Genomic DNA, 24867 nt, shown 5'->3' with positions numbered 1-24867 from the left:
GGGAATGAGCGCAGAAGCAGTTCTCAAAACTCTCCGCGAAGAAGACGTCGCCTACGTCGACATCCGCTTCACCGACGTGCGGGGCAAGTTGCAGCACGTGACCGTCGATGTGGATCTGGTCGATGAAGACTTCCTGGAAGAAGGCTTTATGTTCGACGGCTCCTCGATTGCTGGCTGGAAGTCGATCGAAAACTCGGACATGAAACTGATCGCCGACACTGAATCGGCCTATATCGATCCGTTCTACGCCGAAAAAACGCTGTGCCTGCACTGCTCGATCGTTGAACCTGACACCGGCGAAGCTTATGGCCGCGACCCGCGCGGCACCGCACAGAAGGCCGAAGCCTATCTGAAAGCCAGCGGCGTTGGTGACGTGGCCTATATGGGCCCCGAAGCCGAATTCTTCCTGTTCGATGATGTCCGTTATTCCAATACAATGAATAAGGTATCGTTCGAAGTTGATGCAACCGACGCGGCCTGGAACACTGATACCGAATACGAAATGGGCAACATGGGCCACCGTCCGGGCGTCAAGGGCGGTTACTTCCCGGTGAACCCGATCGACGAGGCGCAGGACCTGCGTTCGGAAATGCTGTCGACCATGAAGCGTCTGGGCATGAAGGTCGACAAGCACCATCACGAAGTTGCCTCGTGCCAGCACGAACTGGGTCTGATCTTCAACAGCCTGACCAAACAGGCGGACGAGCTGCAGAAGTACAAGTACGTCATTCACAACGTGGCACATGCCTATGGCAAGTCGGCAACTTTCATGCCCAAGCCCATCTATGGCGACAACGGCACCGGCATGCACGTGAACATGTCGATCTGGAAAGAAGGCAAGCCGCTGTTCGCAGGCGACAAATACGCCGACTTGTCAGACGAAGCCCTGTGGTACATCGGCGGTATTCTGAAACACGCCAAGACCCTGAATGCTTTCACCAACCCGTCGACCAACAGCTACAAGCGTCTGATCCCGGGCTTTGAGGCACCTGTTCTGCGCGCCTATTCGGCACGCAACCGTTCGGGTTGCATCCGTATTCCATGGACCGAAAGCCCGAAAGCCAAGCGCGTCGAGGCCCGCTTCCCCGATCCGGCTGCAAACCCCTACCTGGCGTTTGCCGCGCTGCTCATGGCCGGTCTGGACGGCATCAAGAACAAGATCGATCCGGGCGAAGCCATGGACAAGAACCTGTACGATCTGCCTGCCGAAGAACTGGCCGACATCCCGACCGTTTGCGGCTCGCTGCGCGAAGCTCTGGAATCTCTGGCATCCGATCATGACTTCCTGCTGCAGGGCGACGTGTTCACCAAAGACCAAATCGACGGCTACATCGCGCTGAAGATGGAAGAGGTCGAAACCTACGAGCACACGCCGCATCCGGTTGAATACGGCATGTACTACAGCTGCTGATCAGGAACTTTCGACGAAAATTCTCGCAAAGGGGGCGTCCATCGGGCGCCCCTTTTCTTGTCGCCGCACTGGATTTGACGGATTGCGAGTGATCTTTCACACTCGGGCCACAGATCCCAGCGGAGAAATCTCATGCCCGCCAGTGACGCGCCTTTTTCACCTTATTCGCATTTCATTACGTCTGCGGACGAACTGGAACAGATTACCGGTGCGCCCCTGCCGCAGATTGTTGCCAAGGAAATACCGGCATTGGATCAGATGTGCCGCGATTTCATCGGCACCTCACCGTTTTGCCTGATCGCGTCGGCCAATCCCGACGGTCACCTTGATATCTCGCCCCGCGGCGATCCCGCGGGGTTTGTCGAAATCCTGTCTGACACTCTGATCGCTATCCCGGATCGCCCCGGCAACAAGCGGGTGGATACGTTTCATAACATCTTGCAGGACCCACGCGTGAGTGTGATCTTTCTGGTCCCCGGCAAAATGGAAACATTGCGATTGCGCGGCACGGCCCGGCTTTGCGCCGATCCGGATTTGCTGAGCGGTATGACCATGAACGGCAAAGCACCAAAGCTGGCACTACTGATCCATATCCAGACGATTTTTGCCCATTGCCCAAAGTGCATCGTCCGCTCTCACCTTTGGCAACCCGAAGAATGGCCGGATTCATCTCATCTACCCAATATGAACGCGATGATGGTCAAACACGCCAGAATCGACGCCACGCCGGAACAGTGGTTTGAAAGCCTCAAAGAGGCCGGAGAACTGGACCTTTACTGACCTGTCCCGGGAATTCGTTTGCCATTTCCCGCATGGCGCGTACCCTGCCCCAGAGTTTCAAGTTATTGGATAGGTTTCATGCTTCGACTTGCAACGGCGATATTCTGTGCCTTGTCCCTACCGTCCCTGGCATTCTCCGCGCCTTGCGGCAACACCGGCAGCGGGTTTGAGGTATGGAAGGCCGATTTCGCCAAACAGGCGCGGCGCGCGGGAGTAAAGAAGAAAGGGCTGCAGGCACTGGCCCAGACCCAATACGCCACGCGGACAATTTCAGCTGATCGTAACCAGAAAAGTTTCAAATACTCGCTGGACAAGTTCATGCAGGTGCGCGGCGCCGACACGATTGTCGCGCAGGGACGCAAGCGAAAGGCCCGCAACCCGCAGTTTTACGCCGCGCTTGAACGGCAATACGGCGTACCTGCCGGTGTTCTGATCGCCATTCACGGCATGGAAACAGGGTTTGGAAACTTCATGGGCGACAGCCAGGTTGTTTCCGCAATAACGACACTGGCCTATGATTGTCGCCGTTCCGAATTCTTCATTCCGCACGCAATCGGGGCATTGAAACTGGTGGATCAGGGCAGCGTCACGATGGCGACAAAAGGGGCAAAACATGGCGAGCTGGGCCACACACAGTTCCTGCCGGGGAATGCCCTGACCTATGGTGTCGATGCGACGGGTGACGGTCGGGTAGACTTTTACAACATGACCGACGCCCTGGCTTCGACCGCGAATTTTCTTCGCAAGAAAGGGTGGAAACCCGGCCGGGGCTATCAGAAAGGACAGCCCAATTTTGCGGTTATCCAGCAGTGGAATTCCGCCTCGGTCTATCAGCAATCCATAGCAATCATGGGGCAGCGAATCGACCAATAGGCGAAACAAGGTTCCAACACAGGCGATCCCAACTTTGGCCACATTGTCGCCACAGATGCCCGAATTTCCCCCTAGTCTCTTGGTTTCCAAAGCGTAATCAATCCCTCGAAAATTGATTTTTTTTGCATTTTCGTCAAATTCTCCCCCAGATCACCCGCTAGTCTGCGGTCTCAGACAGAAAGCGACAAAGGAATGCGCGGTGAGTCGGAAGCACAGCTATCATGGCGGTCTGCAATTTGACGGTGAGACCAAGGGCGCGATTGAACGCTTTGGCAATATCGTCGCGGCAACGCTAGAAGACTATGGTCATCTGATCGAGCGAAAGTCGCTGCTCAGCGGCACCGAGGCCAGCATCGTCTCAAGCCAGTATCTGGTTCGTCTGACACTGGATACGGAATTGAACGGGGTCGACGACCGTTTCGACCGGCTGGACCGCACTGCTGGCCTAAAAACGATACCCAGACCGCCGGTGACACGACCGAAGAACCGTCTGGTCATTTCGGTCTCACCGGTGTCAGCTTTGTTGGATGACAGCGAAATTTCCGAGCTTATGCTGGTTGTGATCCTGTATCGCATGGTCGACATCTGCTCGACCCAGCGCGTGGAGTGGCTTTCGCCCAACGCGGTACTGACCATCGAACAGTTCATGAGCGCGTTTGATACGCTAATGCCAAGCAAACCCAGGGACAGAAAACAGATATTTCAGTCCGTAACCGGCCCGTTTGCAGGCGTCAGCACCTCGAATACCGCAGATCATTACCAGCCGGAAGCCGCGATACCGAAACCGAACGCAAGGCCGATCCAGTTGTCGGACGATCAATTGCTGAGCATCGCGTTCAGAACAGATCAGACGGATCAACAGGCCCACGCACCGATTGAACCGACCACCGACGAGGATGAAAAGCCCAGCGACATCCTGCGTCTGACAAGTTGGGGCCTGACCGGGGCCGTGGCCAGCATGTCGGCACCGATCGCACTTTCTCTGGCGGCCGTGAACCTGATCCGGGGCGAGGATTTCCGACTCAATACTCAGGTTCTGGCTTTTACGGTCGCGATCGTGACCCTTAATTCCAGTGGCGCATTTGCAGGTGTTGCCGGTGCCCTAGGTCTATAAAGCTTTTCTAGAAGACCCTCCTAGGAGGCCCCGCCATCAGGCGGGGTTTTCCATTTCCAGCACCCTGTCAGCCGCCAGAACATAAGTGTGGATCGAGAAAACAACGGTGCGCGTTTGGGGCAGTCTTAGAATGGTCTGACGCTCGCTGCGCAGAAAAGGCGTGTTTCCCGGATCCCGGATTTTCCGCGGCTCGCTGGTACTGCGGGGCTGAAACAGCTCGGCGTCATCGTACCACAGCGCGTTAAAGCGCCAGAGTGGCCGATCCGGCTGAATCCCGTCAAACAGACGCTGAACCCGCCTGGCGACGTTTTCATCATAACTGTTGACGGTATGATGAATATCGATCAGCGGACGCATGAATTTCTCGGACAGTCGCCAACTGGCCGGGAAACACAGGATCGCACCGGTCAGAACATGTTCGCCGCCCTGTTTCTGCAGAATGCAAAAATCTTCCTGAACAAGCCGACACAGAGTATCCAGGGGCCTTGCGCGGTCAATCAGCACTTCCGCCCCGTCAGACCGGATCACATGATCGGAGGCTGCGGAATAAACCTGCCGCAACACCATATCCAGCAATTCTTGCGCAGCCGGTTCCGCACCGGGATCCAGTGCCAGAACATCATCGCGTCGCTCTGCCAACAAATCCTCGCGCCTGCGCATCTGGGCTGCAAACGCTTCGTCGCGGGTCAACCAGTCTTCAGGGCGTGCGGGTTGAATCCCCGGCAGCGGTTTCGCAGCCAGCGGGTTATAGGGAATGTCTTGTTGCAGTATTTTAGTCATGGCCTAGGGCTATCACCGTATTTTGCTATTGTCGGTCCAAAAGCGACTGAACATGGGTCGCAAACTACTAAGACGGCATGGGACGGTACGACCATCTTTGCCGGGCCAAAAGGGAGCGAAGCCATGAATCAGCATTACCGGGACACCCGCAAGATCGACCCGACCAAGGGGGCAACGCTGGGTGACGGTACGCCAAACGAAAACGACCGCATAGAAATCGGCCCGACCCAATTGGCGTTTGCAGAATGGGAACAAGCGGGTCTGGTTCTTCCCGATCTGGCCCGGATGCGGGAATATCGGTGGAAACGGCTGACCCAATCTATCGTTGATCGCGGATACGGCGGGTTGCTGATGTTCGATCCGCTGAACATCCGATACGCCACCGATAGCACCAACATGCAGCTGTGGAATACACATAACCCCTTTCGCGCGGTTCTCTTATGCGCCGACGGCTATATGGTGATCTGGGACTACAAGAATTCTCCCTTTCTGTCCAAGTTCAATCCACTGGTGCGTGAACAGCGTTCGGGCGCTGATCTGTTTTATTTCGACCGCGGTGACAAGGTGGACGTGGCCGCCGATGTTTTCTCAAACGAGGTGCGCCTTCTGATCGACGAACACAGCGGCGGCAACAAACGACTGGCAGTGGACAAGATCATGCTGCACGGGCTGCGCGCACTTGAGGCGCAGGGATTTGAGATCATGGAAGGCGAAGAGGTCACCGAAAAGACCCGCGCTATCAAAGGTCCCGACGAAATCCTCGCCATGCGCTGCGCCAATCACGCCTGTGAAACCGCTGTTGGCGAGATGGAAAAGTTCGCCCGCGCCAATGTTGGTGACGGCAAGACCTCGGAAGATGATGTCTGGGCTGTCTTGCACGCCGAAAACATCCGGCGCGGCGGCGAATGGATTGAAACGCGCCTGCTTGCCTCGGGCCAGCGAACAAACCCCTGGTTTCAGGAATGTGGCCCCCGAATTACCCGAAAGAACGAAATTATTGCCTTTGACACGGACCTGATCGGTTCCTACGGGATCTGCATCGACATTTCCCGTACCTGGTGGATCGGCGACGAAAAGCCGCGCGCCGACATGATCTATGCCATGCAGCACGCGCATGAGCATATCATGACCAACATGGAAATGCTGAAGCCCGGCGTCACGATCCCCGAATTGACGGCCAATGCTCATAGGCTGGACGACAAGTTCCAGGCCCAGAAATACGGCTGCCTGATGCATGGCGTGGGCCTGTGCGATGAATGGCCTCTGGTTGCCTATCCGGATCAGGCGGTTGCGGGTGCCTACGACTACCCGCTTGAACCGGGCATGGTTCTGTGTGTCGAGGCAGCGGTCGGAGAACTCGGCGGCGACTTTTCGATCAAGCTTGAGGATCAGGTTCTGATCACCGAGGACGGATATGAGAACCTGACGAAATATCCCTTTGATCCAGCCCTGATGGGTTTGGCTTAGGTCACCTTCCAACCAGATCGCGTCACCTGGCATTCTGCGAGAGGTTCTCCCTCTCGTGCCTTCACGGATGCTTTTGGCATAAGAAGAACTAGGGAATTCCTGTCACCTCCGCGTGAGGCACATGTCAGGCGGGTTGAGATAAGGCGTCGCTGTGCCCACTGTGAAGCCAACGACCAAGGAGTTCCTTATGCCAACCGAACGCATTACATTTTCCGGGCACGATGGCAGCCAACTGGCAGCCCGCCTTGACCTGCCCGACGGGCCGGTTTTGGCAACAGCCCTTTTTGCGCACTGCTTTACCTGTTCCAAAGACATCCCTGCCGCGCGGCGCATTTCTGCGCGCCTGGCGGTCATGGGCATTGCCGTGCTGCGTTTTGATTTTACGGGTCTGGGACATTCTGGAGGCGAGTTTGCAAACACGACTTTTTCGTCAAATGTTGAAGATCTGATCGCGGCGGCGACTTATCTGGAAGGGCGTGACATGGCTCCTGCCCTGCTGATCGGGCATTCGCTGGGCGGGGCCGCTGTTCTGCGGGCACGTGCGGGCATTCCCTCGGTCAAGGCTGTTGTCACTCTTGGCGCACCGGCCGATCCCGGGCACGTGTCCCACCATTTCGAAGCCGCGTTGCCGGAAATCGAACAGGACGGTTCGGCCGAGGTCCTGCTGGGCGGGCGGCCGTTTCGGATCGGAAAAGCCTTTGTGGATGACATATCTGAATCGGCTTTGACCCCGGCCATCGGTGATTTGAAGGCTGCACTTCTGATCCTGCATGCCCCACGTGACGAAACGGTGAGCATCGACAATGCCGGTGCGATTTTCCAGGCCGCCAAACATCCCAAAAGCTTTGTCACCCTCGATGATGCCGATCACCTAATTACGCGGGCCTCCGATGCCGAATACGCCGCCGATGTAATCTCGGCCTGGGTTGGACGTTACGTACCCTTGTGTCCGCCCGCACCGCCGCCCGGCGCGCCGGAAGGTGTGGTGCGGGTGATCGAGGCCGACCCATCCGGCTTCTTGCAGGATATTCAGGCTGGCCCTCGTCACCACGCGGTCGCGGATGAGCCAGCCTCGTACGGGGGTACGGATCGGGGCATGTCGCCCTATGGTTTCGTCTCATCCGGCCTGGGTGCGTGCACGTCCATGACGATCCGCATGTATGCGCGGCGCAAGAACTGGCCGCTGACCCATGTCAGCGTCGATGTCTGCCACGACAAGGTTCATGCGCAGGATGCCGGGCTTGTCACGGAAGGCAAGGTTGACCTGTTCCGCAGAAAAATCCGGCTGGAAGGCCCGCTGACGCAGGACCAACGCACCCGGCTTATGGAAATCGCCGACAAATGCCCCGTGCACAGAACTTTGGAAGCGTCCGTCCACATAACAACCGAATTGCTTCCGACCTGAACGCCCCGTTGATTACCGTCGGCGGGGAGCCGGCCGGTGAATCGGCGGCCGGGCGGCCGGAGGCCGGGTCACCGGCGGCTTCGCCACGGGTGGCCTTGGACGTGTCGGTGGTTGCCCGCCGGGTCGGTTCGGTCGATCAGGTCTGACTGGCCTGTTCACGTCAATATCGACATCCACGTCGTGGTAGTAGTCGTTCCACAGCATCGAGTCGTAAAACGGGTCATATCCATATCCGACCCCGACACCAACCGAGACACCGTCGCATGCCGTCAGCAGAAGGCTGGATGCCCCAAGCCCCAGCGCCAGAACCGAGGGTTTGATAAATCTTCTTGTCATCTGAACCTCCTTACCGCGCAGGCTGGAATGACGCGAAAACGGCATTCAGTGTATCGGCATAGGCCGGATCCGCTCCGTTGCGCAGGATTGCGACGACGATCGCAACCCGGTCACGCGGCAGATCGATCACAGTGGCGGTAAAGTTCACCCCCCTGCCATCCCTGTTGCCTGTCCCGCGGATCACACGTGCGGGCAAACCGCCGATGCGCCTGTCACTGGTACTTGTGACCGTCGGCTCCTTGACCAGAAACTTGTCGATATCTTCCAGATAACGCAGCCCGTCAGCGATGCTTTTGACACCGTTCGGCGACACAAAACCCATCCAGACATTATCGTCAGTGACTGGACGCATCCCCATGACCCGGGCCACAGCACGCGGATCGCCAAGTTGCGTATCTTCGATTTCCCGAATTCCGCCAGTGCGAAGTGTCCAGAAATCGGGAACGTCAAATCGGAACAGCGCGCGCCCGTCGTCGGTATAGGTGACCGGTGTGTCCGCCGATGCGGGTGGGATGCATGCCAACCACATCCCCGCACAGGTAGCCAGTGCGGAATTCAAAATAATACGCATATCTCAATAACCTGTTGGTTTCACTTCACGCAGCTTGGCCCACCAAAACGGTACTTGTCCAGCATCAGGGCGCGCATGGTTCGGGAAACCGGGCGGCAACGGTCTTCAATATGCAGCGCTCAGTTACTTGACCAACCCATATCTTCAATCAACGCAAGTCCCATCCGTCACGCCGCCATTGTCATCGACAAAACGCACCCTCTGCCCGCTTACCTGAACGTCGTAACACGCCCACAAATCCGAAGGCGGCCAAAGCGAACAGTACCTGTCGTCACGCACATTCCAGCGGCCCGAACTGGGCCTGCCCGAAAAATACTGGGTCAGCATATTGGCGTCGAAACTCTGCCAGGCTCCTTCTCCATAATCGAGCTTCTTGCCGGTCAAGGCGACAAGTATCTCGTTGCCCGACAACTGGCGGAACTCCTCTGCGGCCAGAAATCCGGGCCACAGCATCAAAATCAGGGCAAACCGTCTCATCTCGGCACTCGCACCTTGTTCCCTAATGCATGCACGGCTAAACCCCGCGCAACGCCTCATCCCAAACACAAAAAGGTGCAGCCGCCAATGATTCCCCGTTATTCCCGCCCTGACATGGTTGCCATCTGGTCGCCCGAGACCAAGTTCCGCATCTGGTACGAGATTGAGGCGCATGCCTGTGACGCCATGGCCGATCTGGGGGTGGTCCCGCGCGAAAACGCCGAAGCCGTCTGGAAAGCCAAGGACGTGGAATTCGACGTGGCCCGCATCGACGAGATCGAAGCCGTCACAAAACATGACGTCATCGCCTTTCTGACCCATCTGGCAGAACATGTCGGCAGCGATGAGGCCCGCTTTGTCCATCAGGGCATGACCAGCTCGGACGTGCTGGACACGTGTTTCAACGTGCAACTGACTCGCGCCGCAGATATTCTGGTCGCCGACCTCGAAGGTCTGCTGGCCGCCCTAAAACGTCGCGCAATCGAACACAGGGACACTGTCCGCATCGGTCGCAGCCACGGCATCCACGCCGAGCCGACAACCATGGGCCTGACATTCGCGCGTTTCTACGCCGAGATGGACCGCAACCTGTCCCGGATGCGCGATGCGCGCGCCGAGATTGCCACGGGCGCGATCAGCGGCGCGGTCGGCACCTTCGCCAATATCGACCCGCGCGTCGAGGAGCATGTCTGCGATCAACTGGGTCTGGTCCCCGAGCCAATCAGCACCCAAGTCATCCCCCGCGACCGTCACGCGGCGTTCTTTGCCACCCTGGGCGTCATCGCCAGCAGCATCGAAAATATCGCCATCGAAATCCGCCACATGCAGCGGACCGAGGTGTTGGAGGGGGCTGAGTTCTTCTCGATGGGTCAAAAAGGCTCCTCGGCCATGCCGCACAAGAAGAACCCGGTCCTGACCGAGAACCTGACCGGGCTGGCGCGCATGGTGCGCGCGGCCGTGATCCCGGCTATGGAAAACGTGGCGCTCTGGCACGAGCGGGATATCTCGCATTCTTCGGTCGAACGCATGATCGGACCGGATGCGACAATCACGCTGGACTTTGCGCTGGCACGACTGACAGGCGTGATCGACAAGATGCTGATCTTCCCCGAGAACATGATCGAAAACATGAACAAGTTCCCCGGCCTTGTGATGAGCCAGCGGGTGCTGCTGGCGCTGACACAAGCTGGCGTCAGCCGCGAGGACGCCTATGCCATGGTTCAGCGCAACGCACTGAAAGTCTGGGAACACCGCACCGATTTCAAAGAAGAGCTGCTGGCAGACGCCGACGTCACCGCCGCATTGAGCGTCGAGGAAATCGAAGAGAAATTCGACCTTGGCTATCACACCAAACACGTGGACACGATTTTCGCCCGCGTCTTTGGTGAATAGCGCAGACGTTTGATTTCTTTCAGGACCCGGGTCGCTTCCCCGATCCGGGTCTTGTTTTTTGCCAGATTGACGGAATTGGGTTATCCTGCAGGTGCATTTTCCGGATGGGAGAGTCCAATGTTTCGAACCATTCTCTGCGCGTTGACATTTTCCTGCGTTGCATCGGTCGCACTCGCCTGCAGCAATCATACCAATCAGACCCAGTCCTGCGCACCCGGCACAATCTGGGACACCGAGACACAAAGCTGCACCAAAATCGTCAATAGCTGAAAAATCTTTCCTGCTTGTGAATAAAAGCGATCAGTCAATTGTTAGCTTTTCTGAAGATCACGCTATGCTTTTGACAAGTTCCTTTGAAAACGGAGTAGGAATATGCGCCTCGTACTAGCTTCAGCACTTGCCCTTCAGGCTTTTGTGCTCGCTCCCGCCGCGTTTGCAGCAGGTGGTGGCGACAGCAGCCCCCCAAAGCCGACGAACACGACGAAGAAATGCCTGTTCGGGCGCGTGTATGACGAGACGGCCGGTCGCTGTGTCAAACCGAACAAAACCAATTTCACCGAAGATCAGCTTTATGATGCAGTTCGGGAACTGGCTTACGATGGCCAGTATGAAAACGCCCAGGCGATATTGCGCGTGATGGATCAGAATGACGACCGCGTCATGACCTATTGGGGCTTTACCTACCGCAAGATGGGCGAACTGGAACTGGCCAACGTTTTTTATCAAAACGCTATCTCCGCCAACCCGGACAACATCCTTGCCCGTAGCTATATGGCGCAGGGTTTTGTTGCAGAAGGGAAAACCGATCTAGCCATAGCACAGTGGCGCGAGATCAAGGCACGGGGCGGCGAAGGCACATGGGCCGAGACCTCTCTGCGCGATGCAATCCGCACCGGGCTGACCTACAGCTACTGAGGTTCAGGGTAAATTTACCTGTTGCTTCGTAATCTGCTCGTGAAATCGCAATTTGGGACCGCGGGCAGATGCAAGACGCCAAAGCTCTGGTACATATATCTCCGGCTGCTTCGACGCCGGTGATCGAAGGGGAAGAAGAAGACGCGGCGCGTGTTGTGCCCCGACAGCTCAGCAACCGGCAAAAAGCCGCCGTTATCGTTCGGCTTCTTCTGAACGAGGGCGCCGACATTCCCTTAGAAGAACTCCCGGACGCCTTGCAGGAGAAACTGACCCATCAGCTGGGACAGATGGGTCTGGTGGACCGCGTCACGCTTGATGCGGTCGCTCGGGAATTCACGCGCGCGCTTGAAGGCGTCGGCTTGGCCTTCCCGCACGGGCTGGCAGGCGCTCTGGATGCCGTCAACGGCAAAATTACACCGGCAACGGCAGCGCGATTGCGAAAGGTTGCCGGCGCGCGTCAGATCGGCGACCCGTGGCTGCGCCTTCGTGAAATACCTATCGAAGATCTGGCCAGTATGGCACAGGCGGAAAGCACCGAAATTGCCGCCGTGATGTTGTCCAAGCTTGATAAGCCCAAGGCCGCAGAACTGCTTGGTCACCTTCCAGGCCCCGTGGCCCGCCGCATAACCTATGCCGTATCCAAAACGGCCAACATCACGCCCGAAGCGGTTGAGCGGATTGGATGGTCGCTGGCCGCCCAACTGGATCAGCGCCCTGCACCGGCCTTTGCGGACCACCCCGGCGCCCGCGTCGGTGCAATCCTGAACCAGTCAGCCGCAACAACCCGGGACGGGTTGCTGACCGCGCTGGATGAAGAGGATTCCGACTTTGCCAGTGTGGTACGCCAGTCCATCTTTACCTTTGCTCACATATCAACCCGCATCACTGCGCGGTATCGATCAACCCGTGCTAGTGACCGCTTTGGCGGGCGCAATCGCGGATGAAGACAGGGCTTCGGTCGAATTCCTGCTTTCCAACATTTCTACGCGCATGGCGGAAAATCTGCGCGAGGAAATGGGTGAACGGGGCAAGGTCAGGCAAAAGGATGCGGACGACGCGATGGCGCAGATTGTCGGTGTCATTCGCGCACTGGTGGATGAAGGAGCCATCACCTTGATCGAAGAAGAAGGCGATGGACAATAATGCTACACGCCGGAACGCAATGGTGATCCTTCTGGAATTGCTGAACGCTTGTGGTTGCGGTTTCTGACCTGTATGTCTGAGCCCGCAAATCGAATATCCGGTGAGACACCTACATGCCCGTCGAAAAGTCGGAACTGAGCCGCTTTGAGCTTGGTAAATACTACATCACCAGCCTTTTCCTCAAAGCTGTAATCGGTACGATGCGGCTATTGCCGTACGAGCGGCGCATTGCGGCAATGGGTGCCATTGTGCGCGGCCTGTCGCCGATTGTTGGCTTCACAAACCGCGTGCGCCGCAATCTCAAACTCACATGCCCCGATCTGCCCGATGCCGAGGTTCGCCGCATTTGCAGCGCCGTTCCCGACAATGCGGGCCGGGCGATCATGGAGCATTTTTCACCCGAAGGCTTTTCCGAGCGGCAGAAGGATGCCAAAATTTCGGGTACCGGCATCGCTGCTTTTGATGCCGCCGTGGCCGAAGGCAAACCGGTCATGATGATTACCGCGCATTTCGGACACTACCTCGCGGCCCGGATTGCGCTGCAGAACCGCAGCGGCAAACCCATCGGGTGCCTGTATCGCCGAATGGCCAACCCGTATTTCAATGACATATACGTTGAAGCTTTCTACAAAACCGGTGAGCCCATGTTCGAACAGGGTCGTCGGGGCATGGTCGAAATGGTTCGTTCGCTCAAAAAAGGCGGGATCATCGCCATCGTGTCCGACCTGCACGCCCATGGCGGAGAAGAACTGACTTTTTTCGGCAAACCGGCCGTCACCTCGGTTTTGAATGCGGAACTGGCGATCAAATATGGCGCCGTGCTGATCCCGTGCTATGCAGTGCGCCAGCCGAACGGGATCGATTTCGAGATCATTCTGCATGATCCTGTTCCGCATACTGACGCCAAAACCATGACCCAGTTCACCAATGATGATCTGGAAGCCGTGGTTCGCAAACACATGGGTCAGTGGTTCTGGATTCACCGCCGCTGGAAAACATGGAACGGGTTGGGGGTTCAGCCGGAAGATATGCCCTAATTCATTCTGCCTTAGCTGCAGCAACGATGGGCCCGTGCCCCGTTTTCTGCACCAGCACAACCGCAGGAAGATCCGAGGTCAACACCGTCGAAAACCGCTGTGGCGCGACCCCGTCCCACTGCCCGGCGCTCTGCCAGGATTCGACAACATTGGCGTAGTCCAGTTCGTGTCCCGCCAACTCGCCCCTGCGGATTGAAGCGTGTCGCATCGGAGAATACTGAACGACACGCACGTCATACGTTTCGCCCACCGGTAAATCGACGGGTGTCACATCCACAACGACGTCGTTTCCAGACCGGCTGGTATTGACCGAAGCCTTAGGGGCGGCTTTGAGATGCGCATCAATCAAACGGTTAAGTTCCCGCAATTGCGCGCCAACAATGTCCTGTTGGCCGTTTATCACCATCTGCGGCGTATAGATCATCGACCGCCCGCCCTGACGGGCATAGGCACGTTGGCGCGTGGTATGATCGGGATCGGCGAATTCGTCCTTCCAGCCGATGTAGTCCCAGTAGTCGACGTGTAGCGCCAGCCCGATGACGTCGTCGCGCTTGACCAGATCATGCAGGATTCGATCCGCAGGCGGGCAGGATGAACAGCCTTGAGAGGTGAAAAGTTCTACAACGACGGGATCGTTTTCAGCCAGAACCGGTGCCGCCAGTAGCAATGACGTAAGCGTTGAAAAGATAGTCATTCTGAACATGGCGGCCTCGGTTTGGTCGGTTGCCAGACAGGTTTAGACCGTTCAAAGATCAACCGCCAATCAAGGTTTCTTGAGACCTGTGACACCCAAATTATAAAAAATGTGTGCAATGGTATACAAAAATTGCCGCACTTGTCGTGTTGGACCTTGAACCAAGGCTAAACGTGATGCAGATACCCCTCAGCGAATCCCATAATCCACGTCATTTTGAGAGGGAGGCCATTAGATGCCCATCAAAGTCGGACAGGATACCGCCAAAACACGCCGCAGCCTGAGCGTGAATGGCAAGTCCATTTCCTATTACTCGATCCCCGCCGCGCAAGAGGCCGGTCTGGGCGATTTTTCCAAGCTTCCCGCCGCGCTGAAAGTTGTGCTGGAAAACATGTTGCGGTTCGAAGATGCCGGCTTTTCGGTCTCGGTCGACGACATCAAGGCTTTTGCCGAATGGGGCGCCAAGGGCGGCAAGAACCCGCGCGAGATCGCCTATCGTCCGGCCCGCGTCCTGATGCAGGACTTCACCGGCGTTCCTGCCGTGGTCGACCTTGCCGCGATGCGCGACGGCATCAAGGGACTGGGCGGCGATGCTCAGAAGATCAATCCGCTGAACCCGGTTGATCTGGTCATCGACCACTCGGTGATGATTGACGAATTCGGCAACCCGCGCGCGTTCCAGATGAATGTCGACCGCGAATATGAGCGGAACATGGAACGGTATCAGTTCTTGAAGTGGGGACAGTCGGCCTTCAACAACTTCCGCGTTGTGCCCCCCGGAACCGGTATCTGCCACCAGGTGAACCTGGAGTATCTGGCGCAGACCGTCTGGACCGACACCGACCAGAATGGGGATGAAGTCGCCTACCCCGACACGCTTGTCGGAACTGACAGCCACACCACAATGGTCAACGGCATGGCCGTTCTGGGTTGGGGCGTAGGCGGGATCGAGGCCGAGGCCGCAATGCTGGGTCAGCCGATCTCGATGCTGATCCCCGAAGTCATCGGCTTTGAACTGACCGGCGATCTGGTCGAAGGCACCACCGGGACCGACCTTGTTCTGAAGGTCGTGGAAATGCTGCGTGAAAAAGGCGTCGTGGGCAAATTCGTCGAGTTCTACGGCGAGGGTCTGGACCGTCTGCCGCTGGCCGACCGTGCGACCATCGCCAACATGGCGCCGGAATACGGCGCGACCTGTGGTTTCTTCCCGATCGACGGTGAAACGCTGCGCTACCTGCGCAACACCGGCCGTGACGAAGATCGCATCGCACTGGTTGAAGCCTACGCCAAAGAAAACGGTTTCTGGCGCGATGAGAACTATGCGCCGATCTACACCGACACCCTGTCGCTGGACATGGGCACCATCGTTCCCGCGATCTCGGGCCCGAAACGCCCGCAGGACTATGTCGCACTGACCAACGCCAAGGCCGCTTTCACCAAGGAAATGGCCGAGACGTTCAAGCGCCCCATGGGCAAGGAAGTCGCCGTCAAAGGCGAAGACTACACCATGGAATCGGGTAAGGTCGTAATCGCCTCGATCACCTCGTGCACCAACACCTCGAACCCATACGTGATGATTGGCGCGGGTCTGGTGGCACGCAAAGCCGCTGCGCTGGGTCTGGACCGCAAGCCGTGGGTCAAAACCTCGCTGGCACCGGGTTCGCAGGTTGTGTCGGCCTATCTTGAGGCCGCCGGCTTGCAGGAAGATCTGGACCAGATCGGCTTCAACCTTGTCGGTTACGGCTGCACCACCTGTATCGGCAACTCGGGTCCCATACAGAAAGAGCTGTCCGATGCGATTGCCGAGGGCGATCTGGTTGCCACGTCGGTCCTGTCGGGCAACCGGAACTTCGAAGGCCGTATCTCGCCTGACGTACGTGCCAACTATCTGGCCTCACCGCCGCTGGTTGTCGTTTACGCGCTGGCCGGCACGATGGATATCGACCTGACGTCCGAGCCGATTGGTCAGGACAAGGACGGCAATGACGTCTTCATGAAAGACATCTGGCCGACCCAGCAGGAAGTTGCGGAACTGGTCGAACAGACCGTGACCCGCGAGGCGTTCCAGTCGAAATACGCCGACGTCTTCAAGGGCGACGAGAAATGGCAGTCGGTCGAGACCACCGATGCGGAGACCTATGACTGGCCTCCGACCTCGACCTACATTCAGAACCCGCCCTACTTCCAGGGCATGGGGTCCGAGCCTGGCACGATCTCGAATATCGATGGCGCCAAGGTTCTACTGATCCTGGGTGACATGATCACCACCGACCACATCTCGCCTGCAGGTTCCTTTGCGACGACAACTCCGGCCGGCAAGTATCTGACGGACCGTCAGGTTCAGCCGCGCGAGTTCAACTCGTACGGGTCGCGCCGCGGCAACCACGAGGTCATGATGCGCGGCACTTTTGCCAACATCCGCGTCAAAAACGAGATGCTGGACGGCGTCGAAGGCGGCTATACCAAAGGCCCTGATGGCGAACAGACCTCGGTCTACGAGGCGTCGATGGCTTATCAGGAACAGGGCGTTCCGCTTGTCGTCTTTGGCGGCGAGCAGTACGGCGCGGGGTCTTCGCGTGACTGGGCGGCCAAAGGCACGGCCCTGCTGGGCGTCAAGGCCGTGATCGCTGAAAGCTTCGAGCGTATTCACCGTTCGAACCTGGTTGGCATGGGCGTTATCCCGTTCGAGTTTACCGGTGGCGATACTCGTAGATCGCTGGGTCTGAAGGGGGATGAAACGGTTTCGATCCACGGTCTGGATACCATCCAGCCGCTGCAAGAGGTTCCCTGTACCATCGTCTATGGTGACGGATCCGAGAAGACCATCACCCTCAAGTGCCGCATCGATACCGCGCCCGAGATCGAATACATCGAGAACGGCGGCGTGCTGCACTATGTGTTGCGGAACCTAGCCAAAGCTGGCTGAGCCGGACCAGATATAGCTTTTTGAGGGGCGCCCTTTCGGGCGCCTTTTTCTTGCGCGGCATTGCCTCGCTCTACAGGGTATTTTCAAACAGAAGAAGTTGCCTTTTGCCCCTAACCCCGTTCTGGTGTGGGCAGGAGAAGCAGATGAAAAAAGTGGCATTGGTTACGGGCGGCGCACGGGGAATTGGGCGGGCGATTGTCGAGGAACTGGAAAAAGATCACCGGGTCGCATTCACATGGCGCTCCACTGAGCCGACGCAGTTGAAAGCGAACCACAACCTGCTGTCAATACGGTCTGACCTGACGCAAAAGGAGCAGCCAGAAGCTGTCATAGCACAAGTTCTGGATCATTTTGGCCAGTTGGATGTGGTCGTGAACAACGCCGGTCTGGTTGCCTCAACTCCGAAAGAGCATTTTGAAGCGGAAGACCATCGGGCGATCCTGGATCTGAACCTTCTGGTTCCGGCCGCATTGCTGGCAGCGGCCCTGCCGCACCTTCATCCGGGGGCGGCCCTCGTCAGCATATCTTCGGTCAATTCGGTACTACCACCACGTGACGCGGTCACCTATGGGGCCAGCAAAGCGGCGCTGAACCTCTGGACCCGCGCCATGGCGAAAGAGCTTGGGCCGGCCGGAGTTCGCGTCAATGCGGTCGCGCCGGGTGCGATCAACATCCCCGAGGCACCACGTCCGGATGACCTGACCGAGTTATTCGTCAAGGACACCGCGCTGGGACGCGCCGGAACCCCAAGCGATATTGCCGGGGCCGTGCGATTTCTGTGTTCCGACGCGGCATCCTTCATAACCGGAGAGGTTCTGACGGTCTCAGGCGGGTATCGCCTTTGAATGCAGTCGGCCCAAGCTTACCAGCCTATTGCACTGCCGCCTTCTCCAGTGCAGGGCGGATCGTGCTTGCGATGACACGCTGGGTGATTGGCCCGGCATGGCGCAGAATGATGGTGCCCTCGCCGTCAATCACATAGGTCTCAGGTACGCCGTAGACGCCCCAGTCCAACCCCATACGCCCCTGCTCATCCCGTCCGATCCCAGCGTAGGGATCGCCCAGTTCGGTCAGAAAAGCTTCGGCATTACCCAACGGGTCTTTGTAATTGATGCCGTAGATCGGAATGCCTTCCTGCGCCAGAGCCTCCAGATTCGGGTGTTCGGCCCGGCACGGGGCGCACCAGCTGGCCCAGTAGTTGACCAGCTTGACCTCTCCGTCGCGCAGGGTTGCATCGTCGAAGCCGGATTTGCCGGGGAACTCGGTCATGACGACGGGCGGCGCGGTCTGGCCTTCCCGGGCCGAGGGCAATGCATTGGGGTCGTCGCGGAACATCCCGATTCCCGCCAAAACGGCAAACGCGCCAAAGATCAGCGGCGGCGCGATCATAAGTGGCGAGATCTTAGCCATTGCGCGTCATCCTCTGTTCGATTTTTTCCATTTCGGCGCGCACCTTGCGTCCGCGCAGCACGCTGAACACGACCAGCGCAACCAAAAGGACAATCGAGGCCGCATAGGCCGACAAAACCGTATCCGCATATTTACCAAGATCGGGGATCATCCGCCCACCCTTTCCCGTGCCAGCAGCGCCTTGATCCGGCGCGCCCGGATTTCCGTGCCGGCGCGATACAGCACCAGCGCGATGAACAGAAGGACAAAGCCAACGATGCACAAAAGCAGCGGGTAGAAATAGATGTTGCTGACCTTCTCTTCGGTATCCGCCCCGGTCACAGCTGCAGCGCGCATCACCGATGCACCCTGATGCAGACCCTGATTCCAGAAATTCACCGCATAGCGGCTGAGGATCGCAAAGACCGACCCCACCAGACACAACACCGATGTCAGGTCGGCCGCTGTATCAGGGTCCTCAATCGCCTCCCACAGCGCGACATAGCCCAGATAGAACAGGAACAGGATCAGGAACGAGGTCAGGCGCGGATCCCAGGCCCACCATGTTCCCCACATCGGCTGCCCCCAGATCGCGCCGGTTGCCAGTGCGATCAGTGTCATGACTATTCCGACCGGTGCCGCAGCCCGCGCAGCCAGCGCGCTGACATGATGGCGCCGCACCAGCCAGACCAGCGATGTCGCCAGCATCATCAGCCAGCAATTGATCGCCATCAAAGCGGCGGGCACATGCAGATAGATGATCTTGACGGTCGAGCCCTGTTTGTAGTCGTCAGGGGTAAAGAAAAACCCCCAGATCAGGCCGACGACAATGCAAACCGTCGAGGTGAACCAGAAGAACGGCAGCACACGTTCACTGGTGGCAAGAAACTTGCGCGGGTTGGCATATTCCCAGAGGGCGTTGGCTTTGGCTGCAATCGACATGGGCTCTATCTAGTCCGACTCGGGTCTGTTCTCAATTGACATCAGTCAAAGTTGTGGCGGTTCACCGCAGATTGATCCGCAGCACGGCAGCACTGGCAAAGGGCAGCAGGGCTATGGTTGCCGCCGTGATCCCGGCCAGCATCAACAGGGGCGTTTGTGTTTCCATCCCCGTCGCGCCGCGTCGGGCGACTTCGGCACCGAAAATCAGCGTCGGCACATAAAGCGGAAGAACCAGCAGTGACAGCAGCAGTCCGCCACGTTTGAGCCCCACGGTCAGCGCCGCGCCAAACGTGCCGATGACGCTCATCGCCGGGGTGCCGATCAGAAGCGAGATGACCAACCAGAAAAACCCCGGCGCAGGCAGGTTCAGCAACACGCCCAGAAACGGCGCGGCCAGGACCAACGGCAAGCCGGTGGTCAGCCAATGGGCCAGCGCCTTGATCGTCACGACAGCCTCGAGCGGCAGTGGCGCGGTGGCCAGAAGGTCCAGTGATCCGTCCTCCCAATCCAGTGCCAGAAGACGATCCAGCGACAAGAGGCACGCCAACAGCGCCCCCAGCCACAGGACGCCTGGCGCGATCGTCGAAAGCAGCGAGGATTGCGGGCCCACGGAAAACGGTACCAGAACGGTCACGATCAGAAAAAAGGCCAAACCCAGACCAAAGCCCCCGCCCGCACGGAAGGCCAGCTTCAAGTCGCGCAAAAGAAGGGCGATCACAGGAAACCTCCGTCAAAATCGTCGATGGGTTTTGGTTTGGCCTTGTTGGGACCGACATCCAGAACCTCTCCGTCAAGCCCTAGGTCGATATGGGTGGCGATCAGGGCCGAACCACCCTGCCCCAGATGTGCCCGCACCGCATCGGCGAACATCTGCACGGCATTGCGATCCAGAGACACGGTGGGTTCGTCCAACATCCAGATCGGGCGTCCGGTGACCAGCATTCGGGCCAGACCCAGACGACGTTTCTGACCTGCGGACAGGTTGCCTGCGTGGCGGTCTGCCAGATCATTCAGGTCAAAGGCGTCCAGCGCGGGCTGAATGTCCGGTGTGCCAAAAACCGAAGCCCAGAAAGTCAGGTTTTCTGTCACTGACAGGGTGGGTTTCAACCCATCCGAATGCGCGGCATAGGCGATCCGGTCTTCAGCCCCTTCGATCCGGCCAGCCAAGGGCGGTTGCAACCCGGCCAGCGTTCGCAGCAGGGTTGTTTTTCCAATCCCGTTGGGGCCGCGCAGGATCAGTGCGCGGCCGGGTTCCAGCACAAAGCTCAGTCCTTCGAGAACAGGGATACCGCCCCGGGTGACGGCAAGATCGCTAACGGTCAGTGTCATGAGTTCCGCTTATCTTATTGCTGCCAGACGCAAAAGGCGGGATTTGCCGCAGGAGAACAGCCTTTGCGTTTAAGGAAGGAAGCGGAGCGAGGGGCCAGCCCCTCGCGCTCCCCGGAATACTTTTGGCCAAATGAAGAGCGGATCCGGTCAAACGGGGATCAGGGCCAGCGCCACGCGCCGGCCTTCGGACAGCAGCACGTTATAGGTACGGCAGGCAGCCGGGGAGTTCATGATCTCGACCCCAAGGCCTGCGTCCTCCAATGCGACACGCAAGCCAGCCGGGATGTGAGACAGTTCAGCGCCGGTGCCGATGAAGACCACATCGACATCGTCGGACAACTCCAGCAAAGCCTCCTGATCATCGTAGCCGCCCCAACCGGCGGTGCCGGTCGGACCGGTTAGAACAGCCCCTTCGTAGACCTGCCCTCCGATGCGGAAGAAGCCAGGACCGTAGCCGTCAACCGGCGCAGAGCTGTTATATGTTATCTCGTTCAAGCGCATCGCCCGTGTTTATCCCCAAAGCGGCAAGCCCGACAAGGCCGCAACGGCAATCGCCAGATAGGCGCTTGCCCGGTAGATCCTCTCGCGCTCGGGCCGGAAAAGCCAACCTCCCAGCCAGTTTCCAGCCAGATTCGGAACGGCCAGCGCCAGACCCAGCCCGATCGACGCCAGGGTGACCCGGCCCATTCCTGTCAATATCCCAAGCAACAGGAAATCAAAGGCAAAGAGGAACAACAGAATGGTGGCCCGAACAACTTCAATCGGCAGCGGGCGCGACATGTAGAACAGAATGACAGCAGGACCCGGCAACCCTGCGACACCACCAAGGAAACCAGCGGCGGCTCCGATCCCCGCAACCATGGCGCGGCGCACGCGCCCCCGATAGCGCAGGCCAGAGGCAAGTACGGCGAGCATGAACAGTGAGATCAGACTGACCGCGTACCGGAACACCACGGGTTCCACCTGCGTCAGCAGCCACAACCCGATCGGCAAGGTCACCGCACAACCAAGGACCAGCCGCAGAAGATCCGACCGATCGACGGAGGCCCAGGCCCGGCGCAGATTCGGGACCGGACCGAAAATATCCATGACTGTCAAGGCAATCAGCGCACCGAACGGGCCCAGAAATGGCGCAGACAGGGGCAAAAAGATCAAAGCGGTGCCAAACCCGGAAAAGCCGCGTACGACACCGCCCAGAAAAGCCGCGAACAAAACAATGGCCAGCCCCGCCGGGGACTGGCCCGAAAGCTCAGGCATCGATGTTCGCGAACTGGTTTCCCGCCGTGTTTGACGGCTTGGACCAGTCGCGCTTGACCCCCAGCCACAGCAAGATGGTCGATGCCACGAAGACCGAGGAATAGGTGCCCACGATCACGCCCCAGATCATCGCAAAGACAAAGCCGCGGATCACGTCCCCGCCCAGTACATACAACGAGATCAGCGCCAGCAGAGTGGTGACCGAGGTCATCACCGTCCGGCTGAGTGTTTCGTTGATCGAAAGGTTCAGAACCTCTTTGAGGTCCTTTTTCTTGTACTTGCGCAGGTTCTCGCGCACCCGGTCGAACACAACCACTGTGTCGTTCAGAGAGTAGCCGACAATGGTCAGCAGCGCCGCGATGATGGCCAGGTCGAAGCGGATCTGCAGCTCTGAAAAGATACCGATGGTCAGGATCACGTCATGTACCAGCGCGGCCACTGCGCCTAGGGCAAACTGCCATTCGAACCGCAGCCAGATGTAGACAAGCACCGCAGCGATGGCCAAAGCCACAGCGATAACCGCAGTCTGGATCAGCTCGCCGGACACTTTTGGACCAACGGATTCGACCGAGACGAACTGAATATCCGGCACCGCAGCTTGCAACGCCCCTTCCACTGCTGTCACGGTTGCAGCGGAAACGGCTTCGGCATCGGCTTGCGCCTGAATGCGGATCATTGCGACGTTTTCGTCTTCGCCGAAAGTCGGATCGAAAATCTCGGTGATGGTCACGTCACCCAGTTCGAGCGGCGCGATGGCATCGCGATAGGTGCCCACATCAATTTCCTGCGCGCTTTGCGTCCGGATCGTGGTGCCGCCGCGAAAGTCGATGCCAAAGTTCAGGCCCTGGATCAGGAACGAGGCGAAGCCCACGATCATCAGCAAAGCCGAAATGCCCAGCCAGACTTTCCAGCGGTTGAAGAAATCGAACGAGGTTTCCTTGGAAACAAGTCTCAGTCGCATATCAAACCTCGATCGTTTTGGGGCGGCGGCGTTCGAACCACATGACGATCATCAGGCGCGTCACGAAGATCGCGGTGAAGACCGAGGTCAGAATGCCCAGACCCAGAGTGATGGCAAAGCCGCGCACCGGACCGCTGCCCATGGCGAACAGGATCGTCGCAGTGATAAATGTAGTGACGTTGGCGTCCAGAATGGCCGACAGCGCCTTTTCGTAGCCCAGTTCAATGGCACGTGAGGGCCCTCTGGCGGATTTCAGTTCCTCGCGTATGCGCTCAAAAATCAGCACGTTGGCGTCGACTGCCATACCAACCGTCAGAACGATGCCCGCAATACCCGGCAGGGTCAGCGTTGCACCGATCACCGAAAGAAGGCCGAACAGCAGACCAACGTTGATGATCAGCGCGATATTAGCGAACACTCCGAAAAGGCCATAGCTGAGCGCCATGAAGACCAGCACCGCGGCAAAGGCCACGGTGGTGGCCACCTTCCCCGCATCGATGCTGTCCTGCCCCAGTTCGGGGCCGATGGTACGTTCTTCGAGGAACTCCAGCCCGGCAGGCAGGGCACCGGCGCGCAGCAGCACAGCCAGGTTGGTGCTTTCTTCCACTGTGAAATTGCCGGTGATGATACCGGACCCGCCCGGAATGTGGGATTGGATCACTGGGGCCGAAATCACCTCATCATCCAGCACAATCGCGAACGGTGCGCCGATGTTATCGAGGGTATAGTCGCCGAACTTGCGCGCACCCGAGGTGTTGAACCGGAAGCTGACTGCGGGGCGACCGTTCTGGTCGAAGGACGGTTGCGCATCCACCAGTTCTTCGCCGGTCACGACCGGAGCGGATTCGATGGTGTAGAATACTTCGCTTTCGTCCAGCGAGGGCACGACTTTTTCACCGATACCCGGTACGGCATCCGGGTCGGTCCCACGGCCCACAACCGGATTAAAGGTCAGTTGCGCGGTCGTTCCGATGATCTCTTTCAACTCACCTGCGCTGCCGACGCCCGGGACCTGAATCAGAATACGGTCCGCACCCTGACGCTGAATGGTGGGTTCGCGTGTTCCGACCTCATCGATACGGCGACGGATGATTTCCAGCGCCTGACGCACGGTCCGGTCATCCGATGCCAGTTTCTCGGCTTCGGACAATTGCACGACGATCATGTCACCGTCGGCGCGCGCTTCGATGTCGGTCGCCCCAACACCGGTCAGCGTCTGCACCTGACGCGCAAGACCACGCACAACTTCCAGCCCGCGCGACATGCCCTCGGGCTGGCTGATCCTTACGCGAATCTCATCCGGTGCAGATGGCTGCTTGCGGATGGTGCCTACCGTCCCGCGTTCATCGCGCAGGGCGTCGCGAATTTCCGGCCACATCGCCTCCATTCGGGCTTCGTAGACATCGCTGGTCTGGACTTCGGCCAAGAGATGCGCGCCACCGCGCAAATCGAGGCCCAGGTTGACCAGAGAAGACGGCAGCCAGTTTGGCCACTGGGCGGCCTCGGCCTGCATTTCCGGAGTATCAATGCCAAGTTCAATGGCGGTTTTGGCGTCGTTCGATTGCTCGACACGCGTATAGAACGCATTCGGCAGGGCCATGAGCAGACCGATCACACAGACCGACCAGATCAGAACCCGCTTCCAGGTATCAATGTGCAGCATTACCC

Annotated in this window: 26 protein-coding genes and 1 pseudogene; 13 read left to right on the top strand and 14 right to left on the bottom strand. The window is 58.4% G+C overall.

The genetic code is table 11. The features are described from left to right. Positions 1-4 precede the first annotated feature (4 nt). The 4 genes from glnA (at position 5) to ACR0MI_RS00945 (ending at position 4178) form a co-directional block, all read left to right on the top strand. A complete protein-coding gene (gene glnA / locus ACR0MI_RS00960) occupies positions 5-1411 on the top strand; it encodes a type I glutamate--ammonia ligase (protein ID WP_170610233.1) in 1407 nt (468 codons plus the stop codon). Positions 1412-1543: 132 nt separating this feature from the next. Next, entirely contained in the window at positions 1544-2191 is a 648-nt protein-coding gene (locus ACR0MI_RS00955) for an MSMEG_1061 family FMN-dependent PPOX-type flavoprotein (protein ID WP_170610231.1), read from the top strand. 78 nt (positions 2192-2269) lie between these two features. Beyond that, on the top strand, positions 2270-3064 hold the full coding sequence (locus tag ACR0MI_RS00950) for a lytic murein transglycosylase (protein ID WP_170610229.1): 795 nt from the start codon (positions 2270-2272) through the stop codon (positions 3062-3064). A 199-nt stretch (positions 3065-3263) separates the two neighbouring features. Then, a complete protein-coding gene (locus ACR0MI_RS00945; protein WP_170610227.1) occupies positions 3264-4178 on the top strand; it encodes a hypothetical protein in 915 nt (304 codons plus the stop codon). 36 nt (positions 4179-4214) lie between these two features. Here the strand turns inward: ACR0MI_RS00945 and ACR0MI_RS00940 are convergent, their stop codons facing one another. Further along, positions 4215-4958: a heme-dependent oxidative N-demethylase family protein gene (locus ACR0MI_RS00940; RefSeq protein ID WP_170610225.1), complete on the bottom strand. Its 744-nt coding sequence runs from the start codon at positions 4956-4958 to the stop codon at positions 4215-4217. A 123-nt stretch (positions 4959-5081) separates the two neighbouring features. Here ACR0MI_RS00940 and dddP point away from each other — a divergent pair, with 123 nt between their 5' ends. Continuing rightward, positions 5082-6425, top strand: coding sequence for a dimethylsulfonioproprionate lyase DddP (gene dddP / locus ACR0MI_RS00935; RefSeq protein ID WP_480853403.1), 1344 nt, complete (start codon positions 5082-5084; stop codon positions 6423-6425). A 187-nt stretch (positions 6426-6612) separates the two neighbouring features. Beyond that, on the top strand, positions 6613-7830 hold the full coding sequence (locus ACR0MI_RS00930) for a bifunctional alpha/beta hydrolase/OsmC family protein (RefSeq protein WP_170610221.1): 1218 nt from the start codon (positions 6613-6615) through the stop codon (positions 7828-7830). 12 nt (positions 7831-7842) lie between these two features. Here the strand turns inward: ACR0MI_RS00930 and ACR0MI_RS00925 are convergent, their stop codons facing one another. The 3 genes from ACR0MI_RS00925 to ACR0MI_RS00915 form a co-directional block, all read right to left on the bottom strand. Continuing rightward, positions 7843-8166 (bottom strand): hypothetical protein, encoded by a 324-nt coding sequence (locus ACR0MI_RS00925; RefSeq protein ID WP_170610219.1) that lies wholly within the window; start codon positions 8164-8166, stop codon positions 7843-7845. Between the two features lie 10 nt (positions 8167-8176). Continuing rightward, positions 8177-8737: a hypothetical protein gene (locus ACR0MI_RS00920; RefSeq protein ID WP_170610217.1), complete on the bottom strand. Its 561-nt coding sequence runs from the start codon at positions 8735-8737 to the stop codon at positions 8177-8179. 144 nt (positions 8738-8881) lie between these two features. Beyond that, positions 8882-9214: a hypothetical protein gene (locus tag ACR0MI_RS00915; RefSeq protein ID WP_480853400.1), complete on the bottom strand. Its 333-nt coding sequence runs from the start codon at positions 9212-9214 to the stop codon at positions 8882-8884. 87 nt (positions 9215-9301) lie between these two features. On the opposite strand from ACR0MI_RS00915, the gene purB reads away from it, so the two are divergent. The 5 genes and pseudogenes from purB to ACR0MI_RS00890 all read left to right on the top strand — a co-directional run bounded on the left by purB (position 9302) and on the right by ACR0MI_RS00890 (position 13701). Beyond that, entirely contained in the window at positions 9302-10606 is a 1305-nt protein-coding gene (gene purB, locus ACR0MI_RS00910; RefSeq protein ID WP_170610213.1) for an adenylosuccinate lyase, read from the top strand. A 117-nt stretch (positions 10607-10723) separates the two neighbouring features. Continuing rightward, a complete protein-coding gene (locus ACR0MI_RS00905; protein WP_170610212.1) occupies positions 10724-10876 on the top strand; it encodes a chitin-binding domain-containing protein in 153 nt (50 codons plus the stop codon). A gap of 102 nt (positions 10877-10978) precedes the next feature. Further along, the gene (locus tag ACR0MI_RS00900; protein WP_170610210.1) at positions 10979-11521 is read left to right on the top strand and encodes a hypothetical protein; all 543 of its coding nucleotides are present in this window, start codon (positions 10979-10981) and stop codon (positions 11519-11521) included. 68 nt (positions 11522-11589) lie between these two features. After that, a pseudogene (locus ACR0MI_RS00895) lies at positions 11590-12664 on the top strand (flagellar motor switch protein FliG). A 113-nt stretch (positions 12665-12777) separates the two neighbouring features. Beyond that, on the top strand, positions 12778-13701 hold the full coding sequence (locus ACR0MI_RS00890) for a lysophospholipid acyltransferase family protein (RefSeq protein ID WP_170610208.1): 924 nt from the start codon (positions 12778-12780) through the stop codon (positions 13699-13701). A 1-nt stretch (position 13702) separates the two neighbouring features. On the opposite strand, the gene ACR0MI_RS00885 is transcribed toward ACR0MI_RS00890, so the two are convergent. Beyond that, positions 13703-14395: a DUF1223 domain-containing protein gene (locus ACR0MI_RS00885; protein ID WP_480440431.1), complete on the bottom strand. Its 693-nt coding sequence runs from the start codon at positions 14393-14395 to the stop codon at positions 13703-13705. Positions 14396-14630: 235 nt separating this feature from the next. On the opposite strand from ACR0MI_RS00885, the gene acnA reads away from it, so the two are divergent. Both acnA and ACR0MI_RS00875 read left to right on the top strand, forming a co-directional pair. Further along, positions 14631-17321 carry an aconitate hydratase AcnA gene (acnA, locus tag ACR0MI_RS00880; RefSeq protein WP_170610205.1) on the top strand — a complete coding sequence of 897 codons (2691 nt, stop codon included), beginning with the start codon at positions 14631-14633 and terminating at the stop codon, positions 17319-17321. Between the two features lie 143 nt (positions 17322-17464). Next, positions 17465-18166, top strand: coding sequence for an SDR family oxidoreductase (locus ACR0MI_RS00875; protein WP_170610203.1), 702 nt, complete (start codon positions 17465-17467; stop codon positions 18164-18166). A gap of 25 nt (positions 18167-18191) precedes the next feature. Here ACR0MI_RS00875 and ACR0MI_RS00870 read toward each other — a convergent pair whose 3' ends face one another. The 9 genes from ACR0MI_RS00870 to secD all read right to left on the bottom strand — a co-directional run bounded on the left by ACR0MI_RS00870 (position 18192) and on the right by secD (position 24862). After that, entirely contained in the window at positions 18192-18731 is a 540-nt protein-coding gene (locus ACR0MI_RS00870) for a DsbE family thiol:disulfide interchange protein (protein WP_170610201.1), read from the bottom strand. After that, on the bottom strand, positions 18724-18882 hold the full coding sequence (ccmD, locus tag ACR0MI_RS00865) for a heme exporter protein CcmD (RefSeq protein WP_170610199.1): 159 nt from the start codon (positions 18880-18882) through the stop codon (positions 18724-18726). The genes ACR0MI_RS00870 and ccmD overlap by 8 nt, the downstream gene beginning before the upstream one ends. Beyond that, entirely contained in the window at positions 18879-19652 is a 774-nt protein-coding gene (locus tag ACR0MI_RS00860) for a heme ABC transporter permease (RefSeq protein ID WP_170610197.1), read from the bottom strand. The genes ccmD and ACR0MI_RS00860 overlap by 4 nt, the downstream gene beginning before the upstream one ends. 61 nt (positions 19653-19713) lie before the next feature. Beyond that, complete coding sequence (gene ccmB, locus ACR0MI_RS00855) at positions 19714-20370, bottom strand: heme exporter protein CcmB (RefSeq protein ID WP_170610195.1); 657 nt, start codon at positions 20368-20370, stop codon at positions 19714-19716. Then, the gene (gene ccmA / locus ACR0MI_RS00850; protein ID WP_170610193.1) at positions 20367-20981 is read right to left on the bottom strand and encodes a heme ABC exporter ATP-binding protein CcmA; all 615 of its coding nucleotides are present in this window, start codon (positions 20979-20981) and stop codon (positions 20367-20369) included. Before ccmA ends, ccmB begins: the two co-directional genes overlap by 4 nt. A gap of 147 nt (positions 20982-21128) precedes the next feature. Next, positions 21129-21482 (bottom strand): Mth938-like domain-containing protein, encoded by a 354-nt coding sequence (locus tag ACR0MI_RS00845; RefSeq protein ID WP_170610191.1) that lies wholly within the window; start codon positions 21480-21482, stop codon positions 21129-21131. A gap of 9 nt (positions 21483-21491) precedes the next feature. Beyond that, positions 21492-22238 carry a sulfite exporter TauE/SafE family protein gene (locus ACR0MI_RS00840; protein WP_170610189.1) on the bottom strand — a complete coding sequence of 249 codons (747 nt, stop codon included), beginning with the start codon at positions 22236-22238 and terminating at the stop codon, positions 21492-21494. Further along, the gene (gene secF / locus ACR0MI_RS00835) at positions 22231-23199 is read right to left on the bottom strand and encodes a protein translocase subunit SecF (protein WP_170816603.1); all 969 of its coding nucleotides are present in this window, start codon (positions 23197-23199) and stop codon (positions 22231-22233) included. The genes ACR0MI_RS00840 and secF overlap by 8 nt, the downstream gene beginning before the upstream one ends. A gap of 1 nt (position 23200) precedes the next feature. Continuing rightward, positions 23201-24862 (bottom strand): protein translocase subunit SecD, encoded by a 1662-nt coding sequence (gene secD / locus ACR0MI_RS00830; RefSeq protein ID WP_170619143.1) that lies wholly within the window; start codon positions 24860-24862, stop codon positions 23201-23203. Positions 24863-24867 lie beyond the last annotated feature (5 nt).

This window comes from Ruegeria sp. D4, from assembly GCF_056534475.1.
This window is presented reverse-complemented; position numbering and strand designations above follow the sequence as displayed.